At 59.1% G+C, this 975-nt stretch carries 1 protein-coding gene; it reads left to right on the plus strand.

Translation table 11 applies throughout. The features are described 5' to 3' along the window. The first annotated feature begins 48 nt into the window (after positions 1-48). Positions 49-906: an IS1249 family transposase gene (locus tag ACT3TP_RS18715; RefSeq protein ID WP_444621288.1), complete on the plus strand. Its 858-nt coding sequence runs from the start codon at positions 49-51 to the stop codon at positions 904-906. Positions 907-975: the final 69 nt, after the last annotated feature.

Consider the following 975-nt stretch of genomic DNA (forward strand, 5'->3'; position numbering starts at 1 on the left):
AACCACACCGCAGAAGTCTTCGACGAGATCCAAGTCGACGGAATCTACATCCGGCAAGGCTGGTGCCTGCTGATCGCTATCGCCCAAGGAAACGTCATTGGATGGCAATGGTGCGACCGAGAAAAATCAGCGGCGTGGACAGCGCTTCTGAAGCATTTCCCTGAACCGAAAGTCGTCATCACCGATGGCGGGTCAGGGCTGATGAAAGCGATGAAAGAGTTCTGGCCCAACGTGAAGATCCAGCGGTGCCTGGTTCATATCCAACGCAACGTCCGCACCTACCTGACCCTGAACCCACGCTTGCCAGCCGGTAAGTCATTACGCAGTTTGAGCCTAAAACTCACGAATATCCGCACCCAAGAAGCCGCGGCCCAATGGATGGCCGCCTTCGCGGCCTGGCATGCCCAGCACCAAGACCTCATCAACGAACGCACCTACGCAGCGCAATGGAACGGCGCGTTGCCCCAAGGCATTCGCAGCACCCGCACCTGGTGGTACACCCATGACCGGCTGCGCAAAGCGTACGAGAACATGCAGACCGCTTTGCGACGCGGTCACCTGTTCACGTACCTGAATGAAGATCTGAACGGGCTCGGGATCAGCTCGACAACGAACATGATTGAAGGCGCGGTGAACTCCGGGATCAGAGCGATGATTTTCTACCATCGCGGGATGCCCATTGAGCATCGCCGGCGTGCTTGCGAGTGGTTCTGCTGGACTCACACGGACAAGTCAGCACGGCCGAAATTCCCTGCGCTGATCAAGGCCGCCATCGTGCGTGCCGAACGGATTGCTACGGCCAAGGTAGCCGAGGAGAAACAGATCGGCCCTGAGCTTTATGGCACAGCCGCGGTCGCCGAGGAAGGGCTCTACGCCAGGGCTGGCTGGGGTGGACGTAGCCGCTAGCGCCCCGGTTTAGATGGGGTTTGTCCCGGGTGACACACCCGGGCAGACACCATTTCTTGCCTATAGGCC

Origin of the sequence: Glutamicibacter sp. AOP38-B1-38, assembly GCF_052377485.1 — a bacterium.
Classification (GTDB): Bacteria; Actinomycetota; Actinomycetes; order Actinomycetales; family Micrococcaceae; genus Glutamicibacter.